Annotated in this window: 23 protein-coding genes; 11 read left to right on the plus strand and 12 right to left on the minus strand. The window is 74.2% G+C overall.

Annotation, left to right across the window (positions count from 1 at the left end; all coding sequences use genetic code 11):
* Window positions 1-41: 41 nt before the first annotated feature.
* A complete protein-coding gene (locus tag ACFWYW_RS22085; protein ID WP_379621026.1) occupies window positions 42-2,399 on the plus strand; it encodes an ATP-binding cassette domain-containing protein in 2,358 nt (785 codons plus the stop codon).
* On the opposite strand, the gene ACFWYW_RS22090 is transcribed toward ACFWYW_RS22085, so the two are convergent.
* Window positions 2,384-3,034 carry a TetR/AcrR family transcriptional regulator gene (locus ACFWYW_RS22090; protein ID WP_379621024.1) on the minus strand — a complete coding sequence of 217 codons (651 nt, stop codon included), beginning with the start codon at window positions 3,032-3,034 and terminating at the stop codon, window positions 2,384-2,386. The genes ACFWYW_RS22085 and ACFWYW_RS22090 overlap by 16 nt on opposite strands.
* An 86-nt stretch (window positions 3,035-3,120) precedes the next feature.
* Here ACFWYW_RS22090 and ACFWYW_RS22095 point away from each other — a divergent pair, with 86 nt between their 5' ends.
* The 3 genes from ACFWYW_RS22095 to ACFWYW_RS22105 all read left to right on the plus strand — a co-directional run bounded on the left by ACFWYW_RS22095 (window position 3,121) and on the right by ACFWYW_RS22105 (window position 5,509).
* Window positions 3,121-3,759 carry a maleylpyruvate isomerase family mycothiol-dependent enzyme gene (locus ACFWYW_RS22095; protein ID WP_379621022.1) on the plus strand — a complete coding sequence of 213 codons (639 nt, stop codon included), beginning with the start codon at window positions 3,121-3,123 and terminating at the stop codon, window positions 3,757-3,759.
* A complete protein-coding gene (locus ACFWYW_RS22100) occupies window positions 3,752-4,027 on the plus strand; it encodes a DUF1905 domain-containing protein (protein WP_379621020.1) in 276 nt (91 codons plus the stop codon). The genes ACFWYW_RS22095 and ACFWYW_RS22100 overlap by 8 nt, the downstream gene beginning before the upstream one ends.
* Window positions 4,028-4,132: 105 nt before the next feature.
* Window positions 4,133-5,509: a cytochrome bc complex cytochrome b subunit gene (locus ACFWYW_RS22105; protein WP_379621018.1), complete on the plus strand. Its 1,377-nt coding sequence runs from the start codon at window positions 4,133-4,135 to the stop codon at window positions 5,507-5,509.
* On the opposite strand, the gene ACFWYW_RS22110 is transcribed toward ACFWYW_RS22105, so the two are convergent.
* Window positions 5,506-6,387: a LysR family transcriptional regulator gene (locus ACFWYW_RS22110; protein WP_379641044.1), complete on the minus strand. Its 882-nt coding sequence runs from the start codon at window positions 6,385-6,387 to the stop codon at window positions 5,506-5,508. The genes ACFWYW_RS22105 and ACFWYW_RS22110 overlap by 4 nt on opposite strands.
* 76 nt (window positions 6,388-6,463) lie before the next feature.
* Here ACFWYW_RS22110 and ACFWYW_RS22115 point away from each other — a divergent pair, with 76 nt between their 5' ends.
* The 6 genes from ACFWYW_RS22115 to ACFWYW_RS22140 all read left to right on the plus strand — a co-directional run bounded on the left by ACFWYW_RS22115 (window position 6,464) and on the right by ACFWYW_RS22140 (window position 13,443).
* A complete protein-coding gene (locus ACFWYW_RS22115) occupies window positions 6,464-7,867 on the plus strand; it encodes a cytochrome ubiquinol oxidase subunit I (RefSeq protein WP_379621014.1) in 1,404 nt (467 codons plus the stop codon).
* A gap of 13 nt (window positions 7,868-7,880) precedes the next feature.
* Window positions 7,881-8,879 (plus strand): cytochrome d ubiquinol oxidase subunit II, encoded by a 999-nt coding sequence (gene cydB / locus ACFWYW_RS22120; RefSeq protein ID WP_379641046.1) that lies wholly within the window; start codon window positions 7,881-7,883, stop codon window positions 8,877-8,879.
* A gap of 288 nt (window positions 8,880-9,167) precedes the next feature.
* The gene (locus tag ACFWYW_RS22125; RefSeq protein WP_379621010.1) at window positions 9,168-10,568 is read left to right on the plus strand and encodes an amidase; all 1,401 of its coding nucleotides are present in this window, start codon (window positions 9,168-9,170) and stop codon (window positions 10,566-10,568) included.
* A 117-nt stretch (window positions 10,569-10,685) separates the two neighbouring features.
* Entirely contained in the window at window positions 10,686-11,114 is a 429-nt protein-coding gene (locus ACFWYW_RS22130; RefSeq protein WP_379621008.1) for a pyridoxamine 5'-phosphate oxidase family protein, read from the plus strand.
* Between the two features lie 37 nt (window positions 11,115-11,151).
* Window positions 11,152-11,709, plus strand: a complete 558-nt coding sequence (locus ACFWYW_RS22135) for a TetR/AcrR family transcriptional regulator (RefSeq protein WP_379621006.1) — start codon at window positions 11,152-11,154, stop codon at window positions 11,707-11,709.
* A 75-nt stretch (window positions 11,710-11,784) separates the two neighbouring features.
* Window positions 11,785-13,443 carry an alpha/beta fold hydrolase gene (locus tag ACFWYW_RS22140; RefSeq protein ID WP_379641047.1) on the plus strand — a complete coding sequence of 553 codons (1,659 nt, stop codon included), beginning with the start codon at window positions 11,785-11,787 and terminating at the stop codon, window positions 13,441-13,443.
* A 4-nt stretch (window positions 13,444-13,447) separates the two neighbouring features.
* On the opposite strand, the gene ACFWYW_RS22145 is transcribed toward ACFWYW_RS22140, so the two are convergent.
* From ACFWYW_RS22145 to ACFWYW_RS22180, 8 genes are all read right to left on the minus strand, one after another.
* The gene (locus ACFWYW_RS22145; RefSeq protein ID WP_379621003.1) at window positions 13,448-14,131 is read right to left on the minus strand and encodes a hypothetical protein; all 684 of its coding nucleotides are present in this window, start codon (window positions 14,129-14,131) and stop codon (window positions 13,448-13,450) included.
* Window positions 14,122-15,549, minus strand: a complete 1,428-nt coding sequence (locus ACFWYW_RS22150) for a hypothetical protein (RefSeq protein WP_379621001.1) — start codon at window positions 15,547-15,549, stop codon at window positions 14,122-14,124. Before ACFWYW_RS22150 ends, ACFWYW_RS22145 begins: the two co-directional genes overlap by 10 nt.
* Window positions 15,546-16,382 carry an ABC transporter ATP-binding protein gene (locus tag ACFWYW_RS22155; RefSeq protein ID WP_379620999.1) on the minus strand — a complete coding sequence of 279 codons (837 nt, stop codon included), beginning with the start codon at window positions 16,380-16,382 and terminating at the stop codon, window positions 15,546-15,548. The genes ACFWYW_RS22150 and ACFWYW_RS22155 overlap by 4 nt, the downstream gene beginning before the upstream one ends.
* Window positions 16,379-17,164 (minus strand): zf-HC2 domain-containing protein, encoded by a 786-nt coding sequence (locus tag ACFWYW_RS22160; protein ID WP_379620997.1) that lies wholly within the window; start codon window positions 17,162-17,164, stop codon window positions 16,379-16,381. The genes ACFWYW_RS22155 and ACFWYW_RS22160 overlap by 4 nt, the downstream gene beginning before the upstream one ends.
* Window positions 17,161-17,733 carry an RNA polymerase sigma factor gene (locus tag ACFWYW_RS22165; protein ID WP_379620995.1) on the minus strand — a complete coding sequence of 191 codons (573 nt, stop codon included), beginning with the start codon at window positions 17,731-17,733 and terminating at the stop codon, window positions 17,161-17,163. Before ACFWYW_RS22165 ends, ACFWYW_RS22160 begins: the two co-directional genes overlap by 4 nt.
* Complete coding sequence (locus tag ACFWYW_RS22170; protein ID WP_379620993.1) at window positions 17,730-18,974, minus strand: alpha/beta fold hydrolase; 1,245 nt, start codon at window positions 18,972-18,974, stop codon at window positions 17,730-17,732. Before ACFWYW_RS22170 ends, ACFWYW_RS22165 begins: the two co-directional genes overlap by 4 nt.
* A 66-nt stretch (window positions 18,975-19,040) precedes the next feature.
* Window positions 19,041-19,421 (minus strand): hypothetical protein, encoded by a 381-nt coding sequence (locus ACFWYW_RS22175; RefSeq protein WP_379620991.1) that lies wholly within the window; start codon window positions 19,419-19,421, stop codon window positions 19,041-19,043.
* A 66-nt stretch (window positions 19,422-19,487) separates the two neighbouring features.
* Window positions 19,488-20,504: a hypothetical protein gene (locus ACFWYW_RS22180; protein ID WP_379620989.1), complete on the minus strand. Its 1,017-nt coding sequence runs from the start codon at window positions 20,502-20,504 to the stop codon at window positions 19,488-19,490.
* Between the two features lie 135 nt (window positions 20,505-20,639).
* Between ACFWYW_RS22180 and ACFWYW_RS22185 the strand changes: the two genes are divergently transcribed.
* The gene (locus tag ACFWYW_RS22185; protein ID WP_379620987.1) at window positions 20,640-21,854 is read left to right on the plus strand and encodes a serine hydrolase domain-containing protein; all 1,215 of its coding nucleotides are present in this window, start codon (window positions 20,640-20,642) and stop codon (window positions 21,852-21,854) included.
* Here ACFWYW_RS22185 and ACFWYW_RS22190 read toward each other — a convergent pair.
* The gene (locus ACFWYW_RS22190; protein ID WP_379620985.1) at window positions 21,847-25,095 is read right to left on the minus strand and encodes a BTAD domain-containing putative transcriptional regulator; all 3,249 of its coding nucleotides are present in this window, start codon (window positions 25,093-25,095) and stop codon (window positions 21,847-21,849) included. The two genes, ACFWYW_RS22185 and ACFWYW_RS22190, sit on opposite strands and share 8 nt — an antisense overlap.
* A gap of 64 nt (window positions 25,096-25,159) precedes the next feature.
* Complete coding sequence (gene proS / locus ACFWYW_RS22195) at window positions 25,160-26,593, minus strand: proline--tRNA ligase (protein ID WP_379620983.1); 1,434 nt, start codon at window positions 26,591-26,593, stop codon at window positions 25,160-25,162.
* Window positions 26,594-26,622: the final 29 nt, after the last annotated feature.

The following is a 26,622-nucleotide window of genomic DNA, read 5'->3' on the forward strand; positions in this document are numbered from 1 at the left end:
GGGACCCCGCGTACCGTTCACGCGCACACGATGGAGACACGATGCCGCACGCTGCCGACACCCACGACCTGATCCGCGTGCACGGCGCGCGCGTCAACAACCTCAAGGACGTCAGTGTCGAGATCCCCAAGCGCCGCCTGACGGTGTTCACGGGTGTGTCGGGCTCGGGCAAGAGCTCGCTGGTGTTCAACACGATCGCCGCCGAGTCGCAGCGGATGATCAACGAGACCTACAGCGCGTTCGTGCAGGGGTTCATGCCGACGCTGGCGCGGCCGGAGGCCGACGTGCTCGACGGGCTGACCACGGCGATCATCGTCGACCAGCAGCGGATGGGCGCCGACCCGCGCTCGACGGTCGGCACCGCCACCGACGCCAGCGCGATGCTGCGCATCCTGTTCAGCCGGCTCGGGCAGCCGCACATCGGCTCGCCCCAGGCCTTCTCCTTCAACGTGGCCTCGATCAGCGGGGCGGGCGCGGTCACGCTGGAGCGCGGCGGGAACACGGTCAAGGAGCGGCGCGACTTCAGCATCACCGGCGGCATGTGCCTGCGCTGCGAGGGCCGGGGCAAGGTCTCCGACATCGACCTGACGCAGCTGTATGACGACTCCAAGTCGATCTCCGAGGGCGCGTTCACGATTCCCGGCTGGAAGTCCGACAGCTTCTGGACGGTGCGGATCTACGCCGAGTCGGGGTTCGTCGACCCGAACAAGCCGATCCGTGACTTCACCAAGCGGGAGATGCAGGCCTTCCTGTACAAGGAGGCGACCAAGGTCAAGGTCGACGGCGGCAACTACACCTACGAGGGGCTGATCCCGAAGATCCAGAAGTCGTTCCTGTCGAAGGACCGCGAGGCGATGCAGCCGCACATCCGGGCGTTCGTGGACCGGGCGGTCACCTTCGCCTCCTGCCCGGAGTGCGGGGGTTCGCGGCTGAGTGATCTGGCGCGGTCCTCGCGGATCAAGGGCATGAACATCGCCGAGGCGTGCGCGATGCAGATCAGCGACCTGGCCGAGTGGGTGCGCGGCCTGGACGAGCCGACGGTGGCGCCGCTGCTGGCCAAGCTGGTGCACACGCTGGAGTCGTTCGTGGAGATCGGGCTGGGCTACCTGTCGCTGGAGCGGCCGGCGGGCACGCTGTCGGGCGGCGAGGCGCAGCGCGTGAAGATGATCCGCCACCTCGGCTCCTCCCTGACCGACGTCACCTACGTCTTCGACGAGCCGACCATCGGCCTGCACCCGCACGACATCCAGCGCATGAACGAACTGCTGCTGCGCCTGCGCGACAAGGGCAACACGGTGCTGGTCGTGGAGCACAAGCCGGAGGCGATCGCGATCGCCGACCACGTCGTCGACCTCGGCCCCGGCGCCGGTACGGCCGGCGGCACCATCTGCTACGAGGGCACCGTCGAGGGCATGCGCGCGGCCGGCACGATCACCGGCCGCCACCTGGACGACCGCGCCCGGCTGAAGGACTCCACCCGCACGCCCAAGGGCACGCTGGAGATCCGCGGCGCCACCCGCCACAACCTGCAGGACGTCGACGTCGACATCCCGCTCGGCGTCCTGTGCGTCGTGACGGGCGTGGCGGGCTCGGGCAAGAGTTCGCTGCTGCACGGCTCCATCCCGGCCTCGGCCGGCGTCGTCTCGGTCGACCAGGCCCCGGTACGCGGCTCGCGCCGCAGCAACCCGGCCACCTACACCGGGCTGCTGGAGCCGATCCGCAAGGCGTTCGCCAAGGCCAACGGCGTCAAGCCGGCCCTGTTCAGCGCCAACTCCGAGGGCGCCTGCCCCAACTGCAACGGCTCCGGCGTCATCTACGTCGACCTGGGCATGATGGCCGGCGTCGACACCCCGTGCGAGGAGTGCGAGGGCAAGCGCTTCCAGGCTTCGGTGCTGGAGTACCGCTTCGGTGGCCGCGACATCAGCCAGGTGCTGGCGATGCCGGTGACCGAGGCGCTGGAGTTCTTCGGCGCGGGCGAGGCGAGCACCCCGGCGGCGCACGCCATCCTCGGCCGCCTGGCCGACGTGGGGCTCGGCTACCTGAGCCTGGGCCAGCCGCTCAACACGCTGTCGGGCGGGGAGCGGCAGCGGCTGAAGCTGGCCACGCACATGGCCGACAAGGGCGGCGTCTACCTGCTCGACGAGCCGACCACGGGCCTGCACCTGGCCGACGTCGAGCAGATGCTCGCCCTGCTGGACCGGCTGGTCGACTCGGGCAAGTCGGTGATCGTCATCGAGCACCACCAGGCGGTCATGGCGCACGCCGACTGGATCATCGACCTCGGCCCCGGCGCCGGGCACGACGGCGGCCGGATCGTCTTCGAGGGCACCCCGGCAGGCCTGGTCGCCGCCCGCTCCACGCTGACCGGCGAGCACCTGGCCGCCTACGTGGGCGCCTGAGAGCTCCCGTAGCGGCGCAGGAAGGTCTCCACGCCGTCGGTGATCAGCCGGTCGGCGAGGTCGGCGGGCAGGGCGGCGCCGATGGAGGCGGCGATCAGGTGGGGGTAGACGGTCAGGCTGAAGAACTGCAGCACGGCCAGCTCGGTGTCGTCGATCTCGAGCTGGCCGCGCGCGCACAGGTCGCCGAACAGCGCGCCCAGCTCGTGGGCCGAGCGGGACGGGCCGTGCTCCCGGTAGGCGCGGGCGAGGTCGGGGAAGCGGCGCAGCTCGCCGGTGACGAGGTTGCGCAGGGCCAGCCTGGTCGGGTCGGTGGCGGCACTGACCAGGGCGCGGGCGGTGTGCAGCAGGGACGCGCGCACGTCCCCGGTGCCGGCCAGCTCGGTTCTGACCTGGGCCATCGTGGCGTGCGCCTCGCCCATCGCCAGGCCGATGACCTCGGTGAACAGCTCTTCCTTGCTGCCGAAGTGGTTGTAGACGGTCACCTTGGACACGCCGGCGCGCGCGGCGATCAGGTCCATGCCGGCCTCGAAGCCGTCGCGGGTGAACATCTCGCGCGCGGCGGCCACGATGGCCTGCCGGTTGCGTTCGGCGCGTTTGCCCGTCGGCGCGGCCGTCCTGGTGCTGTCTGTGCCCACGTCCCGCATCCTACCTCTAACTGAACCCTTGAGTACAGGAGTATCTGTCCTGTACAGTTCAGTTCAGTTATCGACGAGGGGGAGACGTGAACGAGATCTGGCCCGCGGTCCACGCCGAACGCCAGGCGCTGATCCGGGACCTGGAGGACGTCCCCGCCGAGCGGTGGGCCACGCCGTCCCTGTGTCCCGGCTGGGACGTCCACGACGTCCTGGCCCACCTCGTCGACGACGCGCGGACCACCCCGGCCTCCTTCCTGCTGCGCCTGGCCGCCGCCCGCTTCGACTTCGACCGCTACAACCAGGCGGGCGTGGCCCGCGAGCGCGCCGCCGACCCGCGCGACACGCTCGCCGCCTTCCGCGCGGTCAGCCACCGCACCACAGGCGCCCCGGCGCCGAAGGCCACCCGGCTGGTGGAGGCGTTCGTCCACGCGGAGGACATCCGCCGCCCGCTCGGTCTGACCCGGCCCTACCCGCCCGAGCCCGTCGCCGCCGCGCTGCGCTACCAGCTGCGCACCAGCGTCGGGCAGGGCGGCGGCCGCCAGCGGGCCGATGGGCTGCGCCTGGTCGCCACCGACACCGACCTCGACGCCGGCGACGGCCCGCAGGTGCGCGGCAGCGCCCTGGCGCTGCTGCTGGCCGTCTCCGGACGCCCCACCCGGGCGGGGGAGCTGACCGGAGCCGGCGTCCCGGCCCTGACCCACGACGGAGGAACCCACCATGGCTGAGCCCATCGACACCACCTTCACCGCGCCGGTCGTCGCCGACTCCAACAGCGGCTGGCCCTGCGTGCGGATGCCCGGCTCGGCCGGCGTGTTCGGCACCGGGAAGGCCGTCAAGGTGGCCGGCACCGTGGACGGCCACGCCTACGAGGCGACCCTGCTGCCGATCGGCGGCGGCAGCCACATGATGCCGCTGCGCGCCCCCTTCCGGAAGATCATCGGCAAGGGGCTCGGCGACGAGGTGACCGTGCACCTGACCCGCCGCCTGTCCTGAGGGCGCGGTTAGGCGGCACGCGCACGTGATGCGTATCACCCGCGGGGGCGTCACGTCGCCGCGCCCTGTTTCGTCGTGTTGTTGAGACGAGACGAGGGGGCTCCCATGCGCCTGTTGCCGGCCAAAGGCCGTACCTTCCAGTTCTCCCACTGGACGTTCATGTTCGCCGAGATCGCCATCTGGTCGTTCGTCGTGCTGCTGGTCACGGGATTGTTCCTCATGGTGTTCTTCGACCCCAGCACCTCGCGCGTGCTGTACGACGGCGTCTACACCCCGCTCAGCGGCATCCCGGTCAGCAAGGCGTTCGACTCGACGATGCACCTGAGCCTGGAGGTGCGCGGCGGCCTGCTGGTGCGCCAGGTGCACCACTGGGCGGCGCTGGTGTTCGCCGCCGCCGTCGCGTTGCAGCTGCTGCGCATGTTCGTCACCGGCGCCTTCCGCCACCCGCGCACCGCGCAGTGGCTGATCTGGGTGACGCTGCTGCCGCTGGCCATGGCGGCCGGCGAGACCGGGCACATCCTGCCCGACGACATGCTCTCGGGCGGCAGCCTGTGGCTGATCAAGTCGGTGCTGCAGTCGATCCCCGTCGTCGGCTCCTACGGCATGTACCTGCTGTTCGGCGCCGAATTCCCCGGCGAGAACGTCATCACCGTCCTGTACTGGGCGCACGTCCTGGTGATCCCCGCCGCCATGATCGCGCTGCTGGCCGTGCGCGCCCGGCTGCTGCGCCGTCACGGCCACACCCGCTTCGCCGACGCGGCCCCCGGCCGCCGCCGTGCCCGCCCGATCATGGCGCTGACGACCGTCGGCGTGCTGCTCGTGCTCGGGCTGGCCTTCCAGGTCGCCCCCATCTGGCTGTACGGCCCCGCCAACCCCACCCACGTCTCGGCCGGATCGGTGCCCGACTGGTACATGGGCTTCCTCGACGGCGCCCTGCGGCTCATGCCCGCCTGGGAGGCCACCGTCTTCGGCTACACCCTCAGCCTCGCGGTCCTGGTGCCCACCCTGGCCGTGCCCGGCGTCTTCTTCACCGTCCTGGCCGGCTACCCCCTGCTGGAGCGCCGCCTGGCCGAACGCCGTACCCGGCGTGACGCCGAAGGCCGCCCCAAGACCAGCGCCCGCATCAAGAAGGCCAGGGCCCGGCACGACATCCTGCAGCGCCCCCGCGAGGCCGCCGTGCGCACCGCGCTGGCCGCCGCCGGCGTCACCTTCTACGGCCTGCTGTGGGCGGCCGCGTCCAACGACCAGCTCGCCCACCGGTTCCACCTGTCGCTCGAAGCCGTGACGATCGCCTTCCAGGTCGCCGTCGTCGCCGGCCCGATCCTCGCCTTCGCCCTGACGCGCTGGATCTGCCTGGCCCTGCAGCAGGGCGATCGCCGCCTGGTCGCGCACGGCGTGGAGACCGGGATCATCACCCGTTCGGCCGACGGCGGCTTCCACGGCGCGACCACCCACGAGGAACGCGTGCCGCTGGGCCGCTAGTCCTCCGGCAGGAGCGCGGCCAGCAGGTGCTCGCGAAACAGCCGGGCCGCGGCCGACAGATACGCCCGCTCCCGCCAGATGAGCCGCTGGACGCGCTCGCAGCCGGGCGCGTCCAGGCGGAGCAGGACGATCGGCGGGCCCGCCGGGTTGGCGGCCGACCAGGCCGGCACGAAGCCGATGGCCAGCCCGGCGCTGACCAGCTCGACGACGGCGTAGGCCTCGTTGGCCTCGCACGCGTACACCGGCTCCATGCCGGCCGCCGCGAACAGCCGCTCGATCATCGCGCGCTGCCAGTGGCCCGGGGGCGTGGTCGCGATCCGCTCACCGCGCAGGTCGGCCATCGTGGCGTGGCTACGCCCGGCCAGGCGGTGGGCCGGCGACACCGCGAGCATTACCTGCTCGGCGGGAAACACCCGCTCGCCGAACCCGGAGCCCTCCAGCGGCTGCGAGGTCAGGCAGAGGTCGACCTCGCCCTCGCGCAGCCGCAGCGCCATCGTGTCGGTGTCGGACTGAAGCAGCCGCACGCCGACACCGGGATGCGCGGCGATGAAGCTCTTGACCGGCTCGACGAGCATGATCAGCGTCTCCGAGGCCACCGTCACGCTGCCCCGGGTCAGGCCCGCGGCGTCGGCGAGCTCGCGCCGCCCGTCCTCCAGCTCGCCCAGCGCCCGGTCCACCCGCCGCAGGAACGCCGCGCCGAACCGGTTGAGCCGCACCCGGCGCCCCTGCCGGTCGAACAGCGGCACCCCGAGGTCGGCTTCGAGACGGGCGATGGTCCGGCTGAGCGACGGCTGGGCCACCCGCAGCTCCTCGGCGGCCCGGCTGATGTGCTCGTGCCGGGCCACGGCCTGGAAGTAACGCAGCGGCAGCAAATCCATTATGCCTCTAAAGCTATGAACTGATGGATATTTCGGTCTTGGACAGCATATGCCGAGGTTGCCTACGGTCGGCGGCGTGAACATCGTGGATCTGGCCCGTCTCCAGTTCGCCCTCACCACCGGCGTGCACTGGCTGTTCGTCATCCTCACGCTCGGCCTCGTCCCGCTGGTGGCGCTCATGCACACCTCGGCGGTACGCGCCCGCGACCCGGACACCAAAGCCGCCCGCGAGCGCATGACCCGGTTCTGGGGCGGGCTGTACGTGATCAACTACGCGCTGGGCATCGCGACCGGGCTGGTGATGGAGTTCCAGTTCGGCCTGAACTGGAGCGGGCTGAGCAAGTTCGCCGGCAACGTCTTCGGCGCCCCGCTGGCCCTGGAGACGCTCATCGCCTTCTTCGCCGAGTCCACCTTCCTCGGCATGTGGATCTTCGGGTGGGGGCGGCTGCGGCCCTGGCTGCACGCGGGCATGATCTGGCTGGTGACGCTGACCGCCTACGTCTCGGCGTACTGGGTGCTGGTCGCCAACGGCTTCATGCAGGCCCCCACCGGCTACCTCATCCGCGACGGCGTGGCCTACCTCACCGACTTCGGCGCCCTGCTGACCAACCCCAGCGCCCTGGTCGCGCTCGGCCACGTCGTGGCGGCGGCGCTGCTGACCGGCGGCGTCTTCGTCGCCGGGATCAGCGCCCACCACCTGCTGCGCGGCCGGCGGGAGTTTCGCCGCCCGCTGCGCTCGGGCGTCCTGGTCGCGGCCGTGGCGAGCCTGGCCGTCTACGTCGTGGGCGCCCTGCAGTACCCCCTGCTGGCCGCGACGCAGCCGATGAAGCTCGGCCTGCTGTCCGGCGGCGCGGAAGTGGAGCACCTGCAGAACGCCATGCGGGCCGTCCACGGCCCCGGCGACTACATCCCGCCGCACTGGGCCGTGTGGGGCCAGTACGCGATGCTCTGGCTCGGCTACGTCCTGGGCCTCGTCGCGCTGTTCGCCGTCATGATCGTCTTCCGGGAGCGCCTGACCCGGCGCAAAGCCGTCGCCGTCGTGGCCGTCCTGCTGACGGCGCTGCCGGCGGGGGAGTTCGCCGGCGGCGTCGCCTTCGGCGAGGCGGGCCCCTACCGGCTGCCCATCTACGCCGCCGTCGCCCTGCTCCTGGGCGCCGCCCTGCGCCACGGCGGACGCCTGACCCGCCCGCTGCACCGGGCGCTGATCCTCGCGATCCCGCTGCCGTTCCTGGCCTCGGTGGGCGGCTGGGTCCTGCGCGAGACCGGCCGCCAGCCGTGGGTCGTCTACGGCGAGCTCACCACCGCCCAGGCCCTGTCGCCGGGCGTGAGCCAGGGCGCGATGCTCACCTCGCTGCTCAGCTTCGCGCTCGTGCTCGGCGCGCTCGCCGTCGCCGACTGGACGCTGATCATCCGCTACGCCCGCCGCGGCCCCCACTCCGCCCACCTCGGGCAGCCGGCCCAGACGCCCCCCACCTTCTGAGAGGAACGGCTCCATGGACATTGTCTGGCTGGCGATCCTGGGCTTCCTGCTCACCGGATCCTTCATCCTCGGCGGCTACGACTACGGCGTACAGCTCGCACTGCCGTTCACCGGGCGGGACGAGAACGCCCGCCGTCAGACGCTCGCCGCCCTCGGCCCGTTCTTCTTCGGCAACGAGGTCTGGCTGATCGGCGCCGCGGGCGTACTGTTCGGCGCCTTCCCCTTTCTCGAAGGGACCCTCCTGTCGGGCGCCTACCCGCTGATCGTGGCGCTGCTGCTCGGCCTGGTCGCCGGCAAGAGCGCGGTCCAGCTGCGCGGCCGTGGCGTCAGCGCTGGGGGCAGGCGCGTCTGGGACGTGCTGCTCACCGCCGGCGGGCTCATCCCCGCGATGGCGCTCGGCATGCTGGTCGGGCTGCTGCTGACCGGCGTTCCGCTGCACGGCGGCCACAGCTTCACCCTGTCGGCGGGCGAGGTCCTGCACCCCTTCGTGCTGCTGTGCGGGCTGACCACCGTCCTGGTCTTCGCCGGGCACGGCGGCGCCTTCCTGGCCCTGCGCGCCGGCGGGCAGGTGGCCGCCCGCGGCGCCGCCTTCGCACGGCGGGCGGCGGGGTGGGCGATGATCGCGGCGGTGGCGACGGCCGCCGCCGGGACGGCGCTCGGTGTCCGGCCGGACCACGCGGCGCCGGCCATCGTGGCGGCCCTCGCCCTTCCGGCGCTGCTGGCGGGCGCCCGCGCCGCCCTGGCCGCCTCCCGTCCCGGCCTCGCCTTCGCCGCCACCGCGGCCGCCGCCGGGCTCCCGGTCGTGGCCACGGGCCTGGCCAACTACCCGTACCTGCTGGTCTCCTCCGTCACGCCGGGCGCCGGGCTGACGCTGGCCGAGTCGGCGGCCGACGGCGCGACGCTGCAGTTCCTGACCGGCTTCGGCGTCGTGATCGTCCCGGTCATCCTCGGCTACCAGGCCTTCCTGTGGTGGGCCTTCCGCGGCCGCGTCGCCCAGCCCGACTACTTCTGACCGCACGCGCGGCGGGGACGGCCCGGCGCCGGCAAAGGCCCGAAGCCGTTGCCGGTGAGGGGAGAGCGCGTGCTGGCGCGGGTCGGCCGGGCTGCGAAGGCGCAGGCGGCGAGGGGAGGAGGCGCGCTGGGGCGGGTCAGCCGGGCGCCGAGGGGTCCGAAGGCGCAGACGGCGAGGGGGAACGTGCTGGTGTCGGCCTGCCCGAGGGGAGGGGGCTCGCGCCTGCCGGGGGCCCGGTGGTATTCAGTGGGATCTGCACGAAGATCCCACTGTTGCGGAAAGGTCCCCATGACCGGCCCCTTCGCCGGCCGTACCATCGACGGCCTCGCCCAGGACCTGCGCCAGGCGCGCACCACGTCGGCCGAGCTCACCGAGCTGGCCCTGGACGCGATCGCCGGGCCCGGCGCCAAGCTCAACGCGTTCGTCACCGTCGACGCGGGCGGCGCCCGCGCGGCGGCGCGGCGGGCCGACGACGAACGGGCCGCCGGAACCGACCGCGGGCCGCTGCACGGCGTGCCCGTCGCGGTGAAGGACCTCATCGGCGTCGCCGGGCTGCCGCTCACCATGGGATCGCGGCACTTCGCCGCCAACCTCGCGCCCGCCGACGCCGCCTGCGTGCGGCGGCTGCGCGCGGCCGGGGCGGTCATCGTGGGCACGACCACGACCCACGAGTTCGCCTACGGCCCCACGGGCGACCTGTCGGCCACCGGTCCGGTGCGCAACCCCCGCGACCCGGCGCGGATGAGCGGCGGCTCCAGCGCCGGCAGCGCGGCCGCGGTGGCGGCGGGCCTGGTGCCGCTCGCGCTCGGCACCGACACGGGCGGATCGGTCCGCATCCCGGCCGCGTTGTGCGGGGTGGCGGGGTTCAAGCCCGCCTACGGCGCGATCCCGGCCGACGGCGTCTTCCCGCTGGCCCGCTCCTTCGACCACGTGGGCGTCCTGGCCGGCTCGGCGCGCGACTGCCTGCTCGCCTACCGCTGCCTGACCGGCGACGACGGCCGCCAGGCCGATGAGAGCGGACGAGCAGACGACGGCGCACGGGCGGATAAGGGCGGACGGGCCGATGAGAGCGCACGGGCGGATAAGGGCGGGCGGGCGGATGACGGCGGACGGGCCAGGGCGCCGCGGGTGGCCTGGCTCGACCCCGCCGAGCTGTCCGCGCTCGACCCCCAGGTGGTACGGCTCGCCCGCGCCGCGGCCGGCACCCCGCAGGAGATCGGCTGGCCAGAAGGCCTCGCCCCCGCCCTGCGCGAGACCTACGCCGCCATGCACAGCTGCGAGGCGGCCGCGGTGCACGCCGGCCGCCTGGCCGCCGCGCCCGGACTGTACGAACCGGAGACCCTCGAACGCCTGCACGCCGCCATGGAGATGCCCGGCTGGCGCTACGTCCAGGCGATGGACGCGCGCGCGGGCCTGGCCGCGGCCGCCGAGGCGCTGTTCGAGCAGCACGACGTGCTGGCCCTGCCGACGGTGCCCATCACCGCCCCGCTCATCGGACAGCGCGAGATCGCGATCGAGGGCCGTCCCGCCGCCGTCCGCGCCACCCTGCTGGCACTGACCAGCCCCTGGAACGTGCTGGGCCTGCCCGCCCTGTCCCTCCCGGCGGGTACGGCGGCCGGCCTGCCCGTCGGCCTGCAGCTGATTTGCCGCCCGGGTGACGAGGCGCTGCTCTTCCACCCGCGCGGTTGAGGCGCCGGTTCAGCCGACGGCATACCCCCAGCGAGTCCGCAGCCGATCGTGCGCGGCGCGCAGAAGGATGACGGGTGTCGATCCACCAACGATGAGGAGCCGATGATGTCGACGCGCATGACGACGGACGAGCGGGAGAGCTTCCTGGCCGGTACGCACATCGGGGTGCTGAGCGTGGCCGACGACGGCGGCGCGGGCCCGATGGCGGTGCCCATCTGGTACGGCTACGAGCCCGGCGGCGAGCTCACCTTCGCCACCAGCCCGGACAGCCGCAAGATGGCCCAGATCCGGGCCGCGGGACGGGTGACGTTCACGGTGCAGCAGGAGGAGATGCCCTACAAGTACGTCACGATCGAGGGGCCGGTGCTCGGCTACGAGCCGGTCGACCTGCAGGAGTACCGCCGCTGGTCGATCCGGTATCTGGGGCCCGAGGCGGGGGAGCGGTTCTTCACTTCGGCCGAGGGATACATCCGCTCGATGCAGACCGTCCGGGTACGCCCCGAGCGCTGGCTCACCTACGACTGGGGCAAGGAGTTCACCGGCTGAATTGACGAAATATGTAGACCGGTCTAGTTTGTCCGGCATGGGACACAAGGGAGCCGAGACGCGCGAGCGCCTGCTGGACGCGACACAAGACCTGGTCGAGGCCGCCGGATACGCCGGCGCCGGGCTCAACCAGGTCATCGCGCTCAGCGGCGCCCCCCGCGGCTCGCTCTACTTCCACTTCCCCGGCGGCAAGGACCAGCTCGTCGCCGAGTCGGTACGGCGGGCCGGCCGGCGCATCGGCGAGGCCATGGACGCCCTGGCCGCCACCGCTCCCACGGTGGCCGCGTTCGCCGAGGGCATGCTGCGCCTCCTGGGCGATCGGCTGGAGGAGTCGGGCTGGAGCAAGGGCTGCCCGGTGGCCACCGTCGCGCTGGAGACGGCCGCCGGCAGCGATCCGCTGCAGCAGGTGTGCTCGCAGGTCTACCGCTCGTGGGAGGACGCCCTGCGCGCCCGATTGCAGGGCCGCCCGGACGCCGACGACCTGGCGCTCACCATCCTCGCGCTCGTCGAGGGCGCGCTCCTGCTGGCCAGGACGCATCGCGACAGGGAGCCGCTGAACCGCGTCTCCCGCCAGATCGCCGCCCTGCTGCGCTGATCCCCGCCCGCCGCGCAACCGGCGGGCTCTTTCTCCGGCCAGAAAATATGTAGATCGATCTATTCAAGGAGTTCTGTGGACGCGATCGTCTTCGGCGCGAGCGGCTTCATCGGCCGCCACCTGGTCGCCGAACTGCTGGCACGGGGGCAGCGGGTGGCGGCGGCCGTACGCGAAGACACCCTCACCGCGTGGCTGGACGCCCGGGGCGTCGGCTCGGGCGGGCTGAGCGTCGTCACCGCCGACATCACGCGGCCCCTGACCGGGCTGCCCGGCGCGCGCGACGTCTACAACACCGCCGGGCGCTACGCCTTCGGCCTCACCAGGCAGGCGGCCAGGGCGGCCAACGTAGCCGGGGCGCTCCACGTGCTCGAATGGGCCGCCACGCTGCCGGACCTGCGCCGCCTCGTGCACGTCAGCGGGTACCGGGTGAGCGCGGCGAGCGGGCCGCCGGACTACGCGGCGCTCGGCGCGTACGAGGCCTCGAAGATCGAGGGCGACCTCGCGGTGCGCGCCAGGGCCGCGGCGCTCGGGGTGCCGCTGACCATCGCCAACCCCAGCGCCGTGATCGGGCCCGGCCAGTACATCGGCCCGGCCACCCTCGTACAGGACCTGTGGAACGGCAGGCTGCCCGCGCTGCCCGGCGGCCCCGCCACCTTCGTCCCGGTCGTCGCGGCCGGCTACTTCGCCCGGTTCCTGGCGGAGATCCCGGGCGGTCCGGCGGGCGAGCACTACTGGGTGCTCGACGACGACACCCCGCCGCTGCCCGAGCTGATCGGCCTGATCGCCGCCCACCTCGGGGTGCGGGCGCCCCGGCGCTCCATCCCGGCCGGGCTGCTACGGCGCCTGCCGCGCGCGCTGACCGGGGCCGACCCCGAGACGCTGTCGTTCCTGTCGGCCGAGCGCTATCCGACGGCCTCGGCCCGCGCGTTCGCCGCGCGTGCGGGCCTGGAGACGCCGCCGGTCGGCGACGTGGTGCGGGCGTGGGCCGACGACCTGGTGGGCACCCGCTTCGGCGCCGCGACGCCCGCGCTGCGCCCGTACGGGTTCCACGACGTCGCGGGCAGCCGCACGTGGATCGCCGGGGAACGGCACCGGCCCGCGTACGTCCTGCTGCACGGGCTGCCGATGAACGCCGACCTCTGGGCGCCGCTCGCCGCGCACCTCGACGGCCCGGTCCTGGCGCCCGACCTGCCCGGCCTGGGCCGTTCGGCGCCCGCCGCGCCGATGGGCGCCTGGATGGAGGCGCTGATGGGCCCGGTGGGCACCCGTCCCGTGCTGGTCGCGCACTCGCTGGCCTGCGGTCCCGCCCTGCGCTACGCCGCCGGGCATCCGGAGCGCGTCGGCGCTCTCGTCCTCCTCGCCCCGGCCTTCCTGCAGGCTCCCGGCGCCCGGATCACCCGGTCGCGGCTGGCCGTACCGAAGCTGCGTCGTATGTCGCCCGCCGAGCTGGCCGGGACGCTCGGGGTTGCGGAGGGGCCGGAGGTGGCGAGCGCCGCGGCGGATCTGCGCCGGCCCGGAGTGGCCCGCCGGGTGGTCGCGGCCCTGCGCACCGCCTTCGCCGAGCGCGAGAGCTCCCGGGCCCTGCTGGAACGGGCGGGCGTCCCGGTCCGGATCGTGACGGGCGCGGCCGACCCGCTCACCGTGACGGCCGGGCATCCGGTGACCGAGATCCCCGGCGCCGGTCACTATCCGCAGCTCACCCATCCGATCGAGGTGGCGCGGGCCGTGCACTGAAGCGTCAGCGTCGCAGGTCGCGCCCGGCGAGGATCAGCCACAGGTACGGCAGCGGCAGCATCGCCAGCCAGAACAGGTGCGCCTGGTCCCAGTACCCGAACCCGCACGTCGGCGGCCAGAGCCGGACCTGCTCGGGCAGCAGGACGGTCCCCAGCACCAGCGCCATCTGCACCACCACCGCCGCCATGGCCGCCTGCCGCCCCGGCGCGAACCGCACCGCGCTCGCCGCCGCCGCCAGCGCGATGCCGAGACAGACGCCCACCTCGATGAGCAGGTCGCCGACAGGGAACAACGCGCCGTCCGGCAGGCGGGTCAGGACATAGGCGAAGGCGGCCAGCCAGATCGCGATCGCCACGCCGCCCGGCAGCAGGCAGCGCAACGCCTGAGTCACCCAGCGGGGGACCGCGGCCGCCCCGAGATCGGCGGACATGGCGTCGACCAGCCCGAACGCCGCCGCCGCGCCCAGCAGTGTGCCGCAGACGCGCATGAGCACGAGCGCGTCCCCGCCGGGCAGCACCTGACCGAAGCCCACCAGGCTCACCAGCGCCGCGGTGAAGACGGCGACCACGGCCAGCGGCGCCCAGTCGATCGCACGGGCGAGGGGACGCACCAGCAGCAGCGCCACCCGGAAGCGAGACGGTAGGGAGGCCTTGAACGTGGCGGCCTCGGGGCGGGCGGTCACAAGCACGGTGTTGCTCCCATCGGCGCGGTGAACCGGCGTTCCAGCCCGAGCAGCGGCAAGGCCTGGTCGATCGTGGTGGCTGGCTTCATCAGCGTGTCCCAATGGGCCGCGACCTTCTCGCGGGCGCCCGGGACGGCGAGCAGGAGCGTGGCGTAGCCGGTCTCGGCCGGACCCCAGTCCAGGCCCGACCGCCGCCCCAGATCGCGCTCGACGTACAGCTCCCTGCGGGCCTCGGGCGGGGCTGCCTGGCCGATGAGCCAGTGCGCCACCACCGTGCGCGCCTGGCCGCGCACGTCGCACAGCATGCGCAGGCGGGGGTCGTGGTGGGCGGCGGCCGAGTCGTTCAGCCCGGTGGCCCAGAACGCGGCGTCCTCGGCCAGCAGCCTGCGCTGGTCGGGGTGGCCCCAGCTCATCGGCGCCCCGATCGCGGCCGGCCGCGTGACGAAGTTCCAGGTGGGGCTCACCTGCCGGACCGCGGGCGCCTGGGCGCGGCGCGCGGCGGGCAGAGCCGCCATCACCGGGCCGACCACCCGCTCCCACAGCGGGATCCAGGGCTCGTAGCCGGGGAAGGCGCAGTAGGTCAGCCCCCGGCGCACGTCGCATCGGTGGGCGGCGGGGCCGAAGTAACGCTCACGGACGCGGGAATCGACATGGTCCACGGTCGTGGGAAACGGGGCCGGTGCCGGGGTGGACGCCGCGGTGGCCCCCGCGGGCACCGCGACGGCCAGGGCCAGCACCGCGGCCACGGCGGGCGCCGGCCGTACCCGATGCTTGAGCAGTGCGATCGCCGCGAACAGGGCCGCGGCGGCGAGCACGTACACCAGGTGGACCAGCGACGGGCGGTCGGGCCAGTCCGGGCGGTGGACCTGCATCACCGGCAGCAGCCAGCCCGCCGGGCCGTTGGAGGGGTTGGTGAAGATGAGGAAGCCGAGCACGGCCACCACGATCGGCCCGGCGATCAGCCACCGCGCCCAGCGACCGACCGCCACCCCCGCGGTGGCGGCCAGGACCGCGGCGGCCACCGCCGTCAGCGGCTCGGCCACGTCCAGCCGGCCCCCGGCCGGGCCGCTCAGCAGCCGGATCGCCAGGTAGCCGCCCATCGCCAGCGCCGCCGCGAGCCCCGCGACCAGCGGGACGGCCAGCAGCAGGGCGCGCGTGCGGTGCTCGGCCCGGCCGGGCAGCCCGGCCAGGCTCTCGGGCATGCCGTGCCGGCCCTCGCGCGAGGCGGCCAGGCTCGCCACGACCAGCACCGCCGCGCCCAGGCAGGTGAACAGCCCCGTGGCGTTGACCGGATCCATCGTGAGGTCGGGCTGGCCGTCGCGGCTCAGGTACGTCTGCAGCGCCACCACCAGCACGCTCGCCCCCCACACCAGCGGATGCCTGATCAGCCGCCGCGCCTCGAACCACAGCAGCCGCCGCGTCACGCCGCCTCCCCGAGCAGCATGAGGTAGCCGTCCTCGACACCGGGCGGCGCCGCGTCCGCGGCCGGCGGGGGCGCGCCGAGCGTACGGTAGCGGCCGTCGGCCGTCTTCCAGAACAGCCGCGCCCCGTCGGGCGGCGCCGGCGACAGCCACACCCGGCCCTCGGCGACCGCGGCGAGCTTGCCGGGCGTGCCGTCGAAGACCGCCCGCCCCTCGCGCATGACCACCACCCGCTCGCACAACGCGGCGACGTCCTCGGTCTGGTGCGTGGACAGCACCACGGTACGGCTCTCGCCCAGCCGCGAGACCAGCGCGCGGAACGTCATCCGCTGCTCCGGGTCCAGGCCCACGGTCGGCTCGTCCAGGATGAGCAGGTCCGGCTCGCCCAGCAGCGCCTGGGCCAGCGCGAGCCGCTGGCGCATGCCGCCCGACAGCTTGCGGACCCTCGTTCCGGCCTGATCGGTGAGGTCCACCTCGGCCAGCACCCGGCGTACCTCGGCGTGGCGGTGCGCGCGGTCGGTCAGTTCCTTGAGGATCGCCACGTAGTCGACGAGGTCGAAGGCGGTGAAGTGCGGGTAGGCGCCGGGGTTCTGCGGCAGGTAGCCGAGCCTGCGGCGAAGGGCGGTGCGCTGGGCGCGCTCGGCGGGGTCCAGGCCGAACGCCTCGACCGTGCCGGCGTCGGGCGCCAGCGTGGTCGCCAGGCAGCGCAGCAGGGTGGTCTTGCCGGCGCCGTTGGGGCCGAGCAGGCCGGTCACGCCGGTGCCGAGCGTCAGGTGCAGGTCGTCCAGCGCCCGTCTGGCGCCGTAGGTCTTGGTCAGGCCGTTGATCTGGATCATCGGGTGCTCACTCGGTAGAAGCGGTAGGTCAGCAGGAGGACGGCGGCGCCGTACCCGATCTGCGGGGCCGGGCCGAAGACGGCGATCCAGCCGCCGAGCAGGCCGCCCGCGCCGACGATGGCCAGCCACGCCCCGCCGACGGCGAGGGCGGCGATCGGCACGGGCAGCCGGTTGGACAGGGCCAGGCAGCCCGCGGCGGCGGCCAGCGCGGGCAGCAGCCACGCGGCGCTCAACCCGGGCGGCGCCGGCAGCAGCGGCGAGGCCAGCCCGGCCAGCACCACCGACACCGCCAGCACCGCCGTGGCCCGGGCCAGCAGCAACCGCGGCCCCCACATCGGCGTCGCCGCCACCAGTTCGTGGGCGGGATCGACGCGCGGCCCGTAGGCGAGCGCGATGCCCGCCAGCGGCAGCACCGGCGCGACGATCAGGAACGCCGGCAGCAGCTCGGCCTGCTCGCGCGCCGCCAGCACCGCGAACCCCAGCACCGCCACCACCGCGACCAGCCACGCCCGGCTCAGCGTCGGCGTCGCCGACAGCAGCCTGGCCAGATGGTCCGGCACCCCGCCGTGCCGCAGCACTCTCTCCGTCAGCCGCGGGCGCGCCGTGACCAGCTCGGCTTCCAGCCGGGCCCAGGACCCTTCGAGCCAGTCCCGCTCGTACGGCACCGCCGCCCGGCAGGCCGCGCACCGCCCCAGATGCGCGTCCACGGACATGGCCAGGGCCGGTTCCAGCGCCCCGTCGAGATAGCGTGCGCGCAGGTCATCGGGGATGTGCCAGCTCATGACAGCTCCTCGCGCAACCGGGCCCTGGCCCGCATCGCGCGGGTCTTGACCGTGCCTTCCGCAATGCCCAGGAGACCGGCGGCCTCCTTGGTGGTCAGACCGTCCAGGACGGTGGCCTCGATGACGGCCCGCAGCTCGGGCGAGAGCCTGGTCAGGGCGCTGCCGAGGTCGCCGTGCTCCACGTTGAGCAGCACCACGTCCTCGGCCGAGGCGACCGGCGAGGCGTCGTCCGGCTCGACGCCCGAGCCGATCCAGCGCCCGCCGCTGCCGCGCAGCGCCGAGATGAGCCGCCGGATCGCGATCGTCCACAGCCAGCCGGCCGCGTTGTCGCCGCGGAAGCGGGCCGCCGAGCGCCACACCGCCAGGAACGTCTCCTGCAGCGCGTCGTCCACGGCGTCCGGGTCGGCGCAGCGGCGGGCCAGCCGGGCGCGCAGCCAGGGGGCGTGCCGCTGGTGCAGCAGGCGCAGGGCGGCGGTGGCGCCCGCGGCGACGGCGGCGACGAGCTCGGCGTCGGTGCTGTCGGCGCCGACGTCGGGCGCGGTGCGCCGGCGGAAGGGGAACGGTCTCACGCTGGGTCTATCGCACCGTCCGTGCCCGGCGGTTCTGACAGGTGCGCGCGCGTGGGTCGTTCGATGGTCAGCGGGCTGGTCAGGGCGCGGTGCACCGGGCATTTGTCGGCGATCTCGTGCAGCTTGTCCCGCTGCTTCGCGCTCAGGTCGCCGGTGAGGGCGAGGTCCTTGACGATGGTGTCCTTGCCCTTCCTGCGCAGCGACACCGCGACGTGGTCGAGCGGGATCTGCTTGGCGTCGGCGTACATGCGGACCGTGATCGACGTGCAGGCGCCGAGCGCGGCCAGGAGCAGGTCGAAGGGGCCCGGCCCGGAGTCGTCGCCGCCGAAGGAGCGGGGCTCGCCGGCGATGAGGCGGTGGCGGCCCAGCGTGACCGACTGCCGGTACCTGCCCGTGCGGGTCTCGGCCACCGTGACCACCCCCGGCTCGCCGTCCACCCCCGGCTCGACGTCGGCGTCCGGTGCGGCGTCAGTGTCCGGTGCGGCGTCGATGTAGCGGCCGGCCCACGCGGCCAGGACGTCGGCCACGTAGGCGGCGTCCCGGCGGTCGGTGAGCAGGTGGTCGGCGCCGTCGAGGGAGACGAAGGACTTGGGGTGGCGGGCCGCGTCGTAGATGAGCCGGGCGTTCTCCACCCCCACCAGCTCGTCCTGCGGCGCGTGCATGACCAGCAGCGCGCGGCGCAGCCCGGCGATGCGCTTGTGCTGGTCCTGCCGCCTGATGTCGGTCAGGAACTCCTTGCTGATCCGGAACGGCCGGCCCGCCAGCACCACCTCCGCTGCCCCGCTCGCCTCGATCTCGGCCTTCGAGGAGCCGAGCAGGTGCTCCACGTGCGTGGTGTCGGCCGGCGCGCCGATGGTGACGATCGCCCTGGCCTCGGGGATCAGGTCCGCCGCCGCCAGGACGGCGGCGCCGCCCAGGGAGTGGCCGATGAGGATGCCCGGCGCCCCGATCGTCTCGCGCAGATGGCCGGCCGCGCACACCAGGTCGCCGACGTTGGAGGTGAACGTGGTGTTGGCGAAGTCGCCGCCCGACTGGCCCAGGCCGGTGAAGTCGAAGCGCAGCACGGCCACGCCGCGCGCCGCCAGCTCACGGGAGATCCGTGAGGCGGCGACGGAGTCCTTGCCGCAGGTGAAGCAGTGGGCGAACAGGGCCGTCGCCGCCACCGGCCCGGCGGGCAGCTCCAGGCGGCCGGCCAGCGGTTCCCCACCGGAGCCGGGGAAGAGCACCTTGGTGTGGTTCATGCGCTCCAGTGTGCTGGAGCCCGCCTGACCGCTCTCGCCCGGATCCTCCGCGACAGGCTGGGCCCGTCAGCGCCGTCCCTGCCAGGAGTAGAAGCCGTCGCGCAGGTGCTCGAAGGAATGATCGACGTGGTCGTCCGACCACACCACGTCCTGAAGGCGCCGGGCCGGATCACCTTGGGGGCTCCAGGCGTAGCCGTACGGGCTGGACAGGTTCTCGCCCTCCTGGAAGACGACCACGCCCTGCTCGCGGCGGACCTCCTCGAACGCCATCCCGCCGACGGTCCTGGGGCCGAGCAGCTCGCCGTCCCGCATGGTGCGGGCGACCGCCTCCATCTCGGCGGACGCGGCGCTGAGCCGGGGGTCGCCGGTGCCGCGCAAGGCCACCAGGGCCACCACCATGACGCCCCCGAGGATGAGGACGCCCACGACCGCCAACGCTCGCACCATTGCCGCATTTTACCCGGTGATGACCTTGGGGGCGGATGGTGCCCGATCGTGGCCGATGTCCGCGGGTCAGCCGCCGTGAACGGGGGTGGTTGCGGTGAGGCGGTAGATCAGCGTGTCCGGGCCGTCCTGTGCCTGCACCCACAGGCGGCCCGTGCCGGGTTCGGGGGCGATCCGGGCGATCCCGGTCCCGCGCGGCAGAACCGTCCTGCGCCACCTGCCCTTCTCCCAGCGCAGCACGTACGGCCGGCCGCCCGGATTGGCCGCCAGCCACAACCCGCCGCCCGCGTCCACGGCCAGCCCCGCCACCCCGGTCCCGTCCAGGGAAAGCTCGACCTGCCGCCAGGCGGCGCCGTCCCAGCGCAGCAGTACCCGCAGCTCAGCGTGATGACCCAGGCACCAGGACGCCTCCGGCCTGGCGACCCGGGCCACCGCCCACGCCCCACCGGGGCCGGAGGTCAGGCGCTCGATCGCATAGCCCTCCCACGAACGGCACCCGAACGAGGTCACCGGCGGCGGGACCTGCCGCCGCCGCCCGTTCTCCCACCGCAGCATCCCCTCGTGGTTGACCAGCCACGGCGGCGCCACCTTCGTGAACTGGGTGTCGAAGCTCTGGTCGCCGCCGGTGGCGACGTCGCGCCACTGCGTGCCGTCCCAGTAGCGGATGCCGACGCAGACGCAGTCCTCGGGCCCGCCCTGCTCGCCCACCCAGACCCGGTCGCGAGCGGCCACCGCCTGCGGCCCGGCGGCGAACTCCCCGCGCGGGAAGGGCCTGCTCACCCACCGGCCCTGCCACTGCAGCGGCTGCTCCCCGCCGAACAGCCACAGGTCGTCACCGGCGGGCGAGGTCACCAGGCTGCCGTGTTCGCTCCAGAAGCGCGGTGGTTTGCCCGCCGGGGCCCAGGCCCGGCCGTCCCAGCGCTGGAGCGCGCCGTCCTTGCCGATCAGCCACGCCTGCCCGGACGCGGTCGCCGCCATCGACTGGACGGCGGCCCGCTGGGTGAGCGTCAGCTCCCACACCGGCCTCGGCGGCCCGCCGCCCGACAGGCAGGCGATCAGCAGGACGATGACGGCCGCCACCCGCATCCGGCTCCCTCTCCGCTCGGGGGCGGTCAGCCTATCGCGCGTTCCCGGGGCTGAAAGCGTGCTGTGTGCGGTCTGTGAGTGGGGGGCTGGAGGGTGGGGTCGTTCGTTTCACCTATCACCCGGAGGAACCGGTCAATGTCGCAACGTGTCCTTTCTGTCGTGGCGTCCGCGCTGGTCGTGGGTCTGACGGCGGTGGTCCCGGCCGCCGCCACGCCGTACACGAGTGCCGAGGAGCGGCGTGCCCAGCTCCAGCGGCTGGCGCGCGACCTGGTGGAGGCGGGGGCGCCCGGTGTGATCGTGCGGGTCGACGACGGCCGCGGCAGGCCCGTCGAGATCGCCGAGCAGGCCGCCTGGACCCAGCGGGATCACCTGCTCAAAGCCGACGACGAATTCCGGGTAGGGTCCAACACCAAGGTCATGACGGCCACCCTCGCGCTGCAACTGGTCGCCGAGGGCAAGCTCGCCCTGACCGACTCGGTGGACAAGTGGCTGCCCGGCAAGGTGCCCAACGGCAGGCAGATCACGCTGCGCATGTTGCTGAACCACACCAGCGGCCTGTTCGACTACACCCAGGACGCCGCCCTGCGCCCGGCCATGCTCGGCAAGGACCGGCGGCGGTGGACCTCGGACAAGCTGCTCGCGGTGGGGGTGAAGCACCCGCCGCTGTTCGCGCCGGGCACGAAGTGGTCCTACAGCAACACCGGGTACGCGGCCATCGGCGCCGTCCTGGAACGGGCCACGGGCAAGAGCCTGGCCGGGCTGGTCCGCGACCGGATCGCCCGCCCGCTCGGACTCGAGCACACCTACTACCCGGCCGACGGCACCTGGCGCGGCTCCCATGCCCGCGGCTACGAGCGCGACGCCGCCCACATGCCGCCGGGCGTCCCGGCCGGGTTCAGGAACCTCGCCGGGCCGCGCCGCCACGGTCACGTGGACGTCTCCGGCCACGACCCCGGGTGGGGCGCGGCGGCCGGCGCGGTGGTGTCCACCAGCCAGGACTGGGCCCGGTTCTCCACCGCGCTGATGTCCGGCAAGTTGCTGCCCGCCGCCCAGCTGGCCCAGATGCGGGCCACGGTGCCGGTGGACCCCGCCCGGCCGGACGGGCCCGGCTACGGCCTGGGCGTCCAGACCGGCACGACCCCGTGCGGCACGTTCTGGGGTCACGACGGCGGCATGCCCGGCTACCTGACCACCACCCTCACCGACCGCACCGGCGGCCGCACGGCGAGCGTGGTCATCGCGACGGAGTACTGGGCCGAGTTCGAGTCCGACCCGAAGATCGCCAAGGCGGCCCAGGCGTTGCAGAGCGCGGTGACCTGCACGATGTTCGGCAAGCCGCGGGCTAGCTGACCGGCGCGGGCGCGGTGATGATCGCGGACACCAGGCTCTCGGCCTCGGCCCGCGACATCGCCGCCCCCGCGGCGTGGGCGGCCGCGAACCCGGCGGCCCCCAGGGCCTCCGTCGCCCGCCGCGTGATCGTCCGCACGTCGGCGTCGCCGGGCTCGTCCCAGCCGCGCAGCACGACGGCGGCCCCGAGCAGCCGCCCCGCCCGCTCACGATGATCAAACGGTGTCCGGACCCGCTGCCCTGCTTGCTCGCGGTCATCAAGCTGGGCCCCGTCCCGCTGTCCAGTCGGCCCAGCTTGGCCACCACCGGCCGCGGGCGGGCGGGACAGCTCGATGGCCGCGAGGGCGAGCGCGATGGCGGCGGCGACCGGGGTGTTCCACGTCAGCGTCACGTGCACCGCCGGGTGGTCGAGCCGGCGTACCGCCCGCTCGGGGTGGCCCTCGGCGACGTCCACGTGCGCGAGCACGCTCAGCAGCAGCGCGGCCAGGTGCGGCGTCGACCGGCCGGGCGCCGCCTCCGCCAGCCCCGCGCCGGCATGCTCGCGCGCCGCGTCGAGCCGCCCGGCCCGCCACTCCAGCCGGGCCAGCCCCAGGCGGACCTGCGCCCGCGACTCCGCCGACCCGGCCCTCTCCAGCAGGTACGCGAGCTGCCGCCGCCCGCCCTCCACGTCACCGGCCTCGGCCAGGTGCGTCGCGGCGGCCACCTCGCTCTCCATCGTGTGCTCGGCCATGCCGAGTTCCCGAAAGCAGCGGCCCGCCCGCTCGGCCATCCCCAGCGCGGCGGCCGGGTCGCCGCTGCGGCGCAGCGCCGTGTTCAGGGTGCTCAGCGTGGTTCCGAGGCCCCACCGCTCGCCGACCTCCTCGAACCCGGCCAGCGCCGCCGCCAGCAGCCGCGCCGCCTCGGCGGGGTGCCCGCCGTTCATGGTCAGCACGCCGCGGACCAGCAGGGTCAGCGACCGGCTCCAGAGATCCGTCGGCTCGCCCGAGGGGCTCGGCAGGCCGGCCCGCGAGCCCACGGCCAGCGCCAGCCCGGCCATGTCCAGAAGAGGGTGCGTGCCGGGCGCGGCCTGTTCCAGCGCCGTCCTGATCCGGGCGAAGGCCGCCGCGCCCTCGTCCGGACCGCTGATGGTCTCGGTGGTGGCCAGCGCGTGCGCGGCGACCACCAGCGCGCGGGATCGCGGATCGCTCGCGCCGCGGGTATCGAGGACCCGGCCGAGCAGGTCGAGCGACTCCGGCGGGTGATCGCGCAGGAACCAGAACCAGCTCAGCGCGACGCCGAGCCGTACCGCGAGATCGGCGTCGCCGGACTCGGCCGCCCACCGGATCGCGGCCGCCAGGTTGTCACGCTCCGCGCCGAGGCGGGCCAGCCAGCGCAGTTGCCCGGCGGTGCGCAGGTGCGGGTCGGCGGTCTCGGCCAGCCGGAGGAAGAACCTGGCGTGCCGGTCGCGGACGGCACCGGGCCGCTCCTGGCGCTGGAGCCCGTACTCCCGGATGGTCTCCAGCATGCGGTAGCGCGGCTCCAGCGGGTCGGCGGACTCGGCCGGGTGCAGCAGGGACTTGTCGACCAGAGCCGTCAGCAGCTCGCCGGCGTCGTCCATGCCGCCGATCGCCGCCGCCGCGTCCTCGGTGAAGGTGCCGGGCACGACCGCCAGCCGCTCCAGCAAGGTCCGCTCGTCGCCGTTGAGCAGGTCCCAGCTCCACGCCACCGCCGCGCTCAGGGTCTGATGGCGCGGCAACGCCGTACGGCTGCCGCCGCTCAGCAGCCGGAAGCGGTCGTCGAGCCGGGCCGCGACCGCCTCGACCGGCAGGGCGCGCAGCCGGGCCGCGGCCAGCTCGATCGCCAGCGGCAGGCCGTCCAGGCGGCGGCAGATCTCGACCGCGGCCGTCAGCGCGCCGCCTTCCAGGGTGAAACCGGGCTTCACCGCGGCGGCCCGGTCGTGAAACAGCCGGAGCGCGGCGCAGGCGCGCGCCCGCGCGGCCGTCGAGCCCGGTTCCGGCAGCTCCAGCGGGAGCACCGGGTGCAGGCTCTCGCCGTCGATCCGCAGGGGTTCGCGGCTGGTGGCCACCACCCGCAGTCCCGGGCAGCGGCCGAGCAGCGTCGCGGCGAGCGCGGCGGCGGCCTCGATCACGTGCTCGCAGTTGTCCAGCACCAGCACCACGTCGTCGCCGGCGAGGTTGCCGGCCAGGCGGTCCACGATCCCCTCCGGGGCGACCGGCCGCGCCGGGCCGGGCTGCTCGCGGGCCCGCAGCCGGTCGAGTACCGCCCGGGGCACGTCGCCGGCGCCGACCGGGGCCAGGGGGACGAACCACACCCCGCCGGCCGGCGTGAGCCGCCTGCCGACGGTCGTGGCCAGCCGCGTCTTGCCCGACCCTCCAGGACCGGTCAGCGTGACCAGCCGGACCCGGCCGAGCAGCGCGGCCACGCGGCGCACGTCGTCGTCACGGCCGACGAAGCTGGTCAGCGGGAGGTCCAGGTTGCCGGGCGGGCGGCGGCGTTCGCCGCGCAACACCGCCAGGTGGGCCTCGCGCAGGTGCGGGCCGGGATCAGTGCCGAAACTCTCCGCGAGCAGGGCGCGGACACGCTCGTAGGCGGCCAGCGCCTCGCCGCCGCGGCCGGTCAGCGCCAGGGCCCGGATCAGCTGGGCGTGCAGGCGTTCGCGCACCGGGTGCGCGGCGCTCAGCGCGTCGAGTTCGGCGACCAGGTCGGGGTCGGCGCCCAGCGTCAGGTCGGCTTCGATCCGGTCCTCCAGGACGGCCAGCCTGGCGCGCTCCAGCCGTTCCGCCTCGGCGGCGGCGAACGGCGCCGCGCGCACGTCGGCCAGGGCGGGGCCGCGCCACAGGCTCAGGGCTTCACGCAGGACGGCGGGGGCCTCGGCGGGCGAACGCCGTGCCTGGCGGGCCAGCCGTTCGAACCGGAGCGCGTCGACCGCGTCCGGCTCGACGGCCAGCCGGTAGCCGTCCGGGCCCGAGGTCAGCAGTCCCGGGTCGCCCAGCAGGCGCCGCAGCCGCGACACCAGCGTCTGCAGCGCGTGCAGGGGAGCCTCCGGCGCCGCCTCGTCCCACAGGTCCTCGGCCAGCGCGGCGGGCCGTACGGCATGCCCGGCCTCCAGCGCCAGCCGGGCCAGCAGCACCCGCAGCCGGGCGCCCCCGACCGGCGTCGGGCCGGAGGCGGTCTCCAGCGTCAGCGGACCGAGCACGCCGACCCGCACCCGCGCCCCGGCGCCCGCCTCGGTCTCCTTGGCCATGGCCAGAAGTGTGTCAGAGGGCGCGCGGCCCGCCGTACCAGGAGAGGGCCGACGGGGGTGAGGGTCAGTAGGAGCGGCCGAACAGCACGCGCTTGCCGTAGGCGGCGGGCTGCCCGCAGCGGACGCAGGCGCCGCTGTCGGGCGGCGCGTCGAGCGGGACGCACCGCGGCGTGGCGGCGCTCTCGGCCTTGATGTCGTTCTCGCACACGGCGCGGCCGCAGTGCAGGGCCGAGGCCCAGCCCGTGGTGACGGCGTCGGCGAACGCCTCCCAGGTGCCGACGGTACGGGTGCGGGCCTCGCGGAACTCGGTGGCCCGGCGCAGGAGGAAGGCCTGGAAGTCGGCGAGCATGCCGGGCATGATCGCGGCGACGGAGCCGAGCGGGATCGTCCGCTTGCCCTCCTCGCCCAGCCGCTTGGCCATGACCACGGTGCCGGACTCCAGCTCACGCGCACCGAGTTCGAGCCGGACCGGGGCGCCGCGCAGCTCCCAGTCGTTGAACCGGTAGCCGGGTGAGAGATGGTCGCGGTCGTCGACGTGCGCGCGGACACCGGCCGCCTTGAGCCGGTCCGCCAGGTCGCGGGCGGCGGCCGTGACCTCCTCGCCGCGGCCGATCGGGACGATCACGACCTGGTACGGCGCGAGCCGGGGCGGCAGGACCAGCCCTTTGTCGTCGCCATGCGTCATGACGACGGCGCCGATCATCCGCGTGGTCATGCCCCACGACGTGGTGTGGCACCATTCGAGCCGCCCGGCGGGCGAGGTGTAGCGGATCTGAAAGGCTTTGGCGAAGTTCGTCCCCATGTAGTGGGAGGTGCCGGACTGAAGCGCCTTGCCGTCGCGCATCATGCCCTCGACGGTGAACGTGCGTTCCGCGCCCGCGAACCGCTCCCCTTCGGTCTTCTCACCGGGCACCACGGGCAGCGCCGCGATGTCGCGGCAGACCTCGGTGTACAGGCCGAGGGCGAGCATCGTCTCGCTCATCGCGCCCGCCGCGTCGGCGTGCGCGGTGTGACCCTCCTGCCACAGGAACTCCGTCGTGCGCAGGAACATCCGGGGCCGCAGCTCCCAGCGCACGACGTTCGCCCACTGGTTGAGCAGCAAGGGCAGGTCGCGGTGGGAGGACACCCAGGTGGCCATCATCTCGCCGACGATCGTCTCCGAGGTGGGCCGGACGACCAGCGGCTCTTCCAGCTCCTTGCCGCCCGCGTGCGTGACGACCGCGAGTTCGGGCGCGAAGCCCTCGACGTGCTGCGCCTCGCGCTGCAGGTAGCTCTCCGGGATCAGCAGCGGGAAGTACGCGTTCTCGTGGCCGGTGTCCTTGATCCGCTGGTCCAGCTCTCCCTGGAGGAGTTCCCACAGGCGGTAGCCGTACGGTCGGATGACCATGGTGCCCTTCGCCGGTCCCCGGTCGACGAGCTGGGCCTTGGCCACCAGCTCGTTGTACCAGGCAGAGAAGTCCTCGCTCTGAGGTGTCACACCGCGTTCGTCACGTCCCATGCAGGGAGGTTAGGAGGGCGGAGGGCCGG

The sequence above is a fragment of the Nonomuraea sp. NPDC059023 genome (assembly GCF_042740095.1).
Taxonomy (GTDB): domain Bacteria; phylum Actinomycetota; class Actinomycetes; order Streptosporangiales; family Streptosporangiaceae; genus Nonomuraea.